At 38.9% G+C, this 6,970-nt stretch carries 4 protein-coding genes, 1 tRNA gene and 1 pseudogene; 2 read left to right on the top strand and 4 right to left on the bottom strand.

What is annotated here, in order from left to right; translation table 11 throughout:
• Positions 1-57: 57 nt before the first annotated feature.
• Positions 58-285: a hypothetical protein gene (locus B0O44_RS24670; protein WP_110834780.1), complete on the bottom strand. Its 228-nt coding sequence runs from the start codon at positions 283-285 to the stop codon at positions 58-60.
• Positions 286-470: 185 nt separating this feature from the next.
• Between B0O44_RS24670 and B0O44_RS24665 the strand changes: the two are divergent.
• A pseudogene (locus tag B0O44_RS24665) lies at positions 471-1,055 on the top strand (DUF5677 domain-containing protein); the annotation flags it as partial.
• Between the two features lie 240 nt (positions 1,056-1,295).
• Here B0O44_RS24665 and B0O44_RS24660 read toward each other — a convergent pair.
• The 3 genes from B0O44_RS24660 to B0O44_RS24650 form a co-directional block, all read right to left on the bottom strand.
• Entirely contained in the window at positions 1,296-2,594 is a 1,299-nt protein-coding gene (locus B0O44_RS24660) for a site-specific integrase (protein WP_110834778.1), read from the bottom strand.
• A 184-nt stretch (positions 2,595-2,778) separates the two neighbouring features.
• Positions 2,779-2,852 (bottom strand) — tRNA-Ile (locus B0O44_RS24655).
• A gap of 346 nt (positions 2,853-3,198) precedes the next feature.
• Positions 3,199-5,691, bottom strand: a complete 2,493-nt coding sequence (locus B0O44_RS24650) for a TonB-dependent receptor (protein WP_110834777.1) — start codon at positions 5,689-5,691, stop codon at positions 3,199-3,201.
• A gap of 220 nt (positions 5,692-5,911) precedes the next feature.
• Between B0O44_RS24650 and B0O44_RS24645 the strand changes: the two genes are divergently transcribed.
• Entirely contained in the window at positions 5,912-6,967 is a 1,056-nt protein-coding gene (locus B0O44_RS24645; RefSeq protein WP_110834776.1) for a sensor histidine kinase, read from the top strand.
• Positions 6,968-6,970: the final 3 nt, after the last annotated feature.

The following is a 6,970-nucleotide window of genomic DNA, read 5'->3' as shown; positions in this document are numbered from 1 at the left end:
CAGCAGAAGAGAAAATTAGATTCGCAAGGTTCATTAATTTCTAACGAACATTAGCCTTCAATTATCATAATTACCACCAAAAGTGGGGAAGAACCCAAAAGTGACCCTCTCATTTCGGAGCAAAGTGGCCGCTGAATAGGTTGCCGAGTAAGTTAAAAAGTTCCCTTCTCCTGAACAAATATAACCAACACTGCTGAACAAACTATCCAAAGCAGCTAAAGCTGATCCAATCCTATTCCCAACTACATATCTTAGAAACCAGGCGCCTAAAAATAGCGTCTGCATACAGATATAGTTTACCGCCTCAAATAAGGCGATTTAATCCATCCTAATCTTCTAAAAGAACAAAGTCCCAGCCTCTAGTAAATTAATAGCTCTAAAAGCTGCTATTTACCTTACTTACTGAATTCTCCTTGAAAGTTACAGATAAAAAAATGGGCTTAAGCACTTGAAACAACCGTGCCCTTGCTTTCCTAGTGTGCAATTATCATAAAGAAATATCTTTCATTGATAAAATAATGGATGGTAGTGATGCAAATAAACAAATGTCTCAAAAGATGAAAGCAGACAAGATTATGCCATCAGGCCTAGCTATTTCCAACATCCCTGGTATTGATGCCCAATCTAAATTGATTAGAGATATGTTGGATCTGCCGTTGTACAAAGAAGTAGAAACTGAATACCAAAAAGTGGTTGCCTCTGGAAAGAAGAAACCTGCCTGGTATCAGCTATATGGAGGTCCACCAAATTTAGAACAATTGGCCACGAGACTTAATCGGCAGGGTATGTATGAGATTTTTTACCGCGCTTGGTCTGGCTCTGTTCATGGACAAGAAGTTATCAAGGGCAATTTAACGACTGGAGCTGATGCAGGTGTAGTGCAGTTACGTAATCCAAAAGATGCGCAACAAGTAACATTACATGCACACAACCTTATCTTAATACTGTACCATCTCTTTGTAGAAAAACGATTACCTCAGGAAATGGATAAGTTTAAATCTTGGTATATGTCCATCCGTGGAAACCTGGAGCAGCTAAGAGTATTTAAAAGCTAATATTCCTTGATTGAAACTATTTTCTTGCCATTCTGTACAGAAATAATAGCCATACTCCAAATCCTACAATAAATGCAGGGAGCGGATTTTTCATAGTTGTGCCTGCCAAAAAGGCTCCGGTTGCGATTAGGCATGTCAGGAAAAATAGAATTAAATTTTTCATGCTATTCAAATTTAATATTTTTTAATAATTAATTTATGTACCTGCATAATTTGATAATAACTATGCAGGTACTGGTTTTAAGCAGCTTTTTTTATGGACGTTTTGCTTTTTATTTTTAACATTTTAGCATCTAAACGTCTTAACAAGGAAACAACCTTAATTTGTACTTCATCAACAATGCGCCAATCTTTTTCAATATAAATATCTGTAGTAGTATGTTCGCTATCGACATGATTTAATGCCTGCGCTACGTCATCTCTACTCATTCTGCAAGAATTTCGGGCTATTGTAGCAAAACTATGTCTGGCCCAATAAAGTGTAAGTTTTTCTAATCCGGTTATCTTTCTTAGTTGTTTCATTCCCATTGCAAGAGCTTTGTTTAATCCATTGGAGTTTATATACCGTACAGAAAGTTTTTCTAAGTATTTTTCCAACAATGGTCTTGCTTCATCGATTATTTTTATGCTGATAAAAGCATCATCCTTTCTTTGGTCTACTGTTTTCGACCTGTTGTAATCTATCCGGCCATTCCTAATATTTCCTTTTGTCAAATGATAAAAATCTACCGCATTCATACCACAGAGATAAAAAGAAAGCATATATAGTTCTTTTGCCATTTCTGCCCGGCTATTTGGTGTTGTTACACAGTCTCGAATTGTTGTTATCTGCTCTAAAGTGTTATTTCTTTTTTTCGTGAGAGGTGCTGAGCCTATTTTATATTTTTTAAACGGATAGTGTTTTACGCGATAAATGCCAAGGTCTTCATTGTTATACATATTACGAGCGGCATTAAAAAGTGTTCGCAAGTCACGCATGTGGTTATAAAGTCCACTATCAGCTAATCCTTTGCTCTTTGTTTGTTTTGTAATGTTCTTCTGTCCACTTGGCCGGACCAGGGTACGTTCACTTCTTAAATAGCGTTCATAGGAAAGAAGCATATTAGAATTGATTTCTGTTATGGAAACAGCGTCCCTTTTAAAATAGTCAACTAAACTATTACGCACGACACGATGGTTGTGTGCAGTACCTTTTTTTCCATCCTTTTCGCTCTGCGCAATGTGTTCAGAACAGAACTTAATAAAATCTACGTCGGCATCTTTGTCACGCAGGTAGTCCTTTAGACTTTCGGCATTAAAGAAGTTGAGCTTCTCGCCAAGTTCACTAATAACCTTTCGATAGCCTTTCAATTGTTCATCGATTAAGTCATTGATAAAAATGTCCTTTATTTTCATTTTGGTAGTCAATTGCTTTTTGACTACATAATGTACAGTGTCAATGTACTTTCTTTGGTTGTTGTGATGGACACAGATTTTTACATTGTATGTTCCATCTGCTTTTTTGTGGTGTTCGAACACCTTGGCGCTAACTGTTGCCATAATTCTTTAGGTTAGCACGCAAAACTTCTGTAACGTATTTGTAACGGTTTTGCGTGAAGTTCAACAAAAAATTATGTAAAACCTGCTTTCAGGGGGATTCCCGAAGGCATAGTTGCTGGCAGTAACCAGCGCTAGAAAAAATAAAAAAACCGTCCTCAAATTTCTTTGTAGAACGGTTTTATAGTGGGCCCAGCTGGGCTCGAACCAGCGACCAAGAGATTATGAGTCTCCTACTCTAACCAACTGAGCTATAGGCCCGTACGCATTTTTTAGCTACCTGCGTGAGGCAAATCTAAACAAAATTTTTAAGACCTTAACATCTTTTTTTCCCTTAGAAAATTTTCGAAAATTGTCTAAACTTTTTTCAAAACGTCAAGCTTAAAAAGCTCATTTTCAATTCATTAGCCCGTAGATTATGAGTCTTCTACTCTAACCAACTGAGCTATAGGCCCGGTCTGTAATATATTTTTACAGGCCGCAATATTACAGCTTTTTTTTAAGACTGCAAAATATCTGAATGTGCTATTTGAAAGGTTTTGTTTTATAATTGATAATCTGAGGATTAATTTTTTTCACAGATCAACTTAAACAGAAATTTACGTCCTTACAGTTCCCCCAGCCTGCTGCTTTCCTGATTTTTAGGATTTCTGGCCCTGAAAGTTGTCCGTTTTCCTTTATCAAACCTGTAAGCCAAAGCCAAAGTGATGTTCCTTGTATCCCATTTCCGGCTGGAGTAACCGGAAATTCCATGAATGCCTGTAAAATCCTGCCGGTCAACCCGGGTATAAAACACATCTCTGGCATTCAGTTTAACAGAGCCCCGGTTGTTGAACACTTTTTTACCGACCCCTGCATGCACATACCAGTTTTCTTTTTGTACAAATTGTGCGTACACCTGTGCTGAATTGTAATTACTCATTATTTCGGCTGTCCATCCATCTTTCCAATTAAACTGCTGTCCAAGGGACAGGCTCCAGTTACTGCCTTTTGACAGTAAAGGCTGCCCATCCAGAATGGTCTGGTACCGGGTATTGGTAAAAATCAGGTTTGGATTTAAGGTCCACCATTCTGTAATCTTTAAACTTCCGTCCAAAGAAAAACCTTTCATATTTTTTTTCCCGATATTGTCTAAACAGTGAAAAAACACATCATTTTGAACAGAGATGACCTCATCAATTCCATCTTTGAGGTGGTTGTAGAAAACCGAAAATGTAAAGGCCTTTTTAAAAACATAAGACGCCTCGTAATTGTAAGAAAACTGTGGTTTCAGATAAGGATTTCCAATATCATAATTGTACCTGTCCCTTGGTGCGGCAAAGGGGTTCAGGTTTTGGTAATTAGGTCTTTCTATTCTTTTACCGAAACTCAGGTTCAGGACATGGTTTTCTGATGTATCCATTTTATAAGAAACAAATACAGTTGGAAACAGGTTCAGGTAGTGCCTGCTAAAAGAACTGTCCGGGGGAAGCCCAAATTGCCCCTGTTTACCTTTGGAAAGGGTATATTCTCCTCTTAAGCCCATTTGAAAAGAGATTTTTTTTAAATTGAAACTATAATTCAGGTAAAGTGCCTGAATATATTCCTGATAATTGAATTGCCCGGACCTGTCGTAAGCAGGCCATACAACCTGGTCTATAGTTCTGTTGTAAGTGGAAGAGTTGTCGTCATCAATCAATGCCGATTTCAGGCCTGTTTCCAGTTTGGAGTTTTTATTAAAGGGCAAAACATAATCTGTTTTAAAGGTATAGATGCGGATCACTGAGGGCAAAAGGCCTTCAAAATATTCATGAGTACCCTTAAGGGCTTGTCCTGCTGCATTCTGACTGTAGCTGTGGTTGTCCAGACGATAATTTACTCCATACCGGATCAAGTCGAAATCTGCTGTCCATGCCCTGCCTATAGTGTCGTAATTGTGTTGCATGTTCAAATTAAAACTGAGGTTATTGCCCCTGTTCTGGTCCTGGTTATCCGATAAAATCAAAGTATCAGGTACATGTTCATAGACCTGGCGGCTTAAGATGCTTGTTCTGTGTTCTGACTTTCTGTTCAAATAGCTGAAGAGCATTCCAAAAGTTGTTTTCGGGGAAACGAAAAAGTCCAATCCAATTTTACCAAAAATCCGGTTTCCGGGAGCAATTTGAGTGCTTTTTTGCGTAATGCCCTGCAAGGAACTGTTGTTGTTCAGGGGATAGGCCCTGCTGCTGTTGAATTCAGAAAAGCCCGAACCTGTATACTGGCTTGCATTTCCGAAAAGGTTAAAACGGCCTGTTCTGTAATTGAAATTAAGGCTTTGCCACCTTCTGGAATACTTCCCTTGTGTAGCCTCAGAAAGCAGGTTTCCATTAAAGCCGGTCATCTTTCCTTTTTTTAGTTTAATGTTAATGATTCCCCCATTTCCCGCAGCTTCGTATTGTGCTGGTGGATTGCTCATGATCTCTACCTTATCGAGTAATGCCGCAGGAAGGGATTTTAAATAGTCTGATAGTTCATTACCCTGTAGGTAGCTGGGTTTGTTGTCAATAAATATGGTTACGTTTGGTTTGCCCTTTAAAATGATCTGATCATTGTCTACCACAATACCTGGAGATTGTTCCAATACTTCCAATGCATTTCCACCTGTCGCTGTAAGCATGGCATCTACATTGACAATAGTCCGGTCAGCTTTTCTTTCCACCACAGATTTTCTGGATATAATGTTGACCGTATGAAGCAATGTCCCTTCTGCTGACTGCAACACAATTTTAATTTCCGGCAGTACCTGATCATCAGACCGGATCGAAAAGCCTGGTGATTTATACCTTTCATATCCCATGGCGGAGGCCAGAATTTCGTAATTCCCCTGGCCAGGAGGTTCAAAAACAAAATTCCCATGCTCATCTGAAAGTGTTCTGCCCACAACCCGCTGTTGCAGGGTGTTCAGGAGCACAAGGGTAACAAATGGTTGTGGTGTCCCACTATTGTCGTTGATTACCCCTTTTATGTTTTTTGCATTTTGTGCAAAGCTTTTTTCTGCAGAAATGGCAAATAAAACACTCCAAAATACCAGTAGAACCGAAATACGTAAAATAGATTTCGTTTTTAAGAATAAGTTGATCATCGTCTTTTTATTCAAAAGAACCACGTCAAAACCTCTTTTTTTTGAATATTAGCCCAAACACCATAGCGGCTGGTTATACAACTTTTTACAGGTCCGTTTTTTCATAAAAAACGAAATTCAGGTCGTAAAGCGTCCTAAAATGGTTGTTTGTCGAAATAAGATTCAGGAAAAACATTTATGATTAAATTGCTTCTTTTATGAAACGAACTCTTTGCATTCCATGAGGACAAATTTTTACATTGCAGGCAGCCGTTTGTTAACCCATACCCTTTTCTGGGTGGCTTATGTAATGGTCTATACCGGGGTACATGCAGATGGAGATGACGGATTTAGGGTATATTTTTTGAATGAATTACAGGGCCTACCCGCTGCAATGCTAGTTGCTTATGTTAACCTTTACGTGCTGTTTCCGCGTTTTTTTGCCAAACAGAAATACCTGCTTTACTGCTTATCAGCTATACTTTTGTTGTTCTGTTGTTCTTTGTTCACCAGGGTGCTCTCTGAATGGTATGTTGAGCCTGTCTTTCTTGCCAACAGCACCCACCCGGACCCTATTTTTATCTGGTATTTTCTGTTTAAAGGCATGCTCTGGTTTTTAAGCCCGGTATTACTGTTTACCCTGGTGATCCGGATTTTTCAGCAATGGTTTATCCAGCAACAACAGCAACAGGAAATGATCCGGGAAAAACTAAATGCAGAGTTGAATTTCCTCAAAGCACAAGTCCATCCGCATTTTTTATTTAATACCCTAAACAACTTATATGCGCTTACCCTAGAATCTTCGCCCAAAGCCCCTAAAGTTGTACTGAAACTTTCCGAACTGATGAGTTATATGCTGTACGACTCCCAATCTGGGGACACCTTTGTTCAAAAAGAAATCAGTCATATCCGGAACTATATAGAACTGGAAAAACTTCGTTACAGTGATCGCCTAGAGGTTTCCCTCAATGTTTCCGGAAAGCTGGACCATAAGAGGATTGCCCCGCTACTGCTCATTCCTTTTGTAGAGAATGCATTTAAGCATGGCCTGAGTAATGATACCGATCAGGTTTGGGTAACTGTAGATGTTAAAGTCAAAGCAGGTTGGCTGATCTTTAAAACTGAAAACAGTTGCGCCGAAACACTCAAAGAAAACGATCTGGACAATTATAAAGGAGGAATTGGATTGCAAAATGTCCGCAGAAGGCTTATCTTGCTGTATCCTGATGCCCATGAACTAAAAGTCAGTAAAGAACCGGGAAGGTTTACCGCGGATCTTAAAATAAAGCTCAATTAGAAA

This window comes from Pedobacter nutrimenti (genome assembly GCF_003208655.1).
Classification (GTDB): domain Bacteria; phylum Bacteroidota; class Bacteroidia; order Sphingobacteriales; family Sphingobacteriaceae; genus Pedobacter; species Pedobacter nutrimenti.
This window is presented reverse-complemented; position numbering and strand designations above follow the sequence as displayed.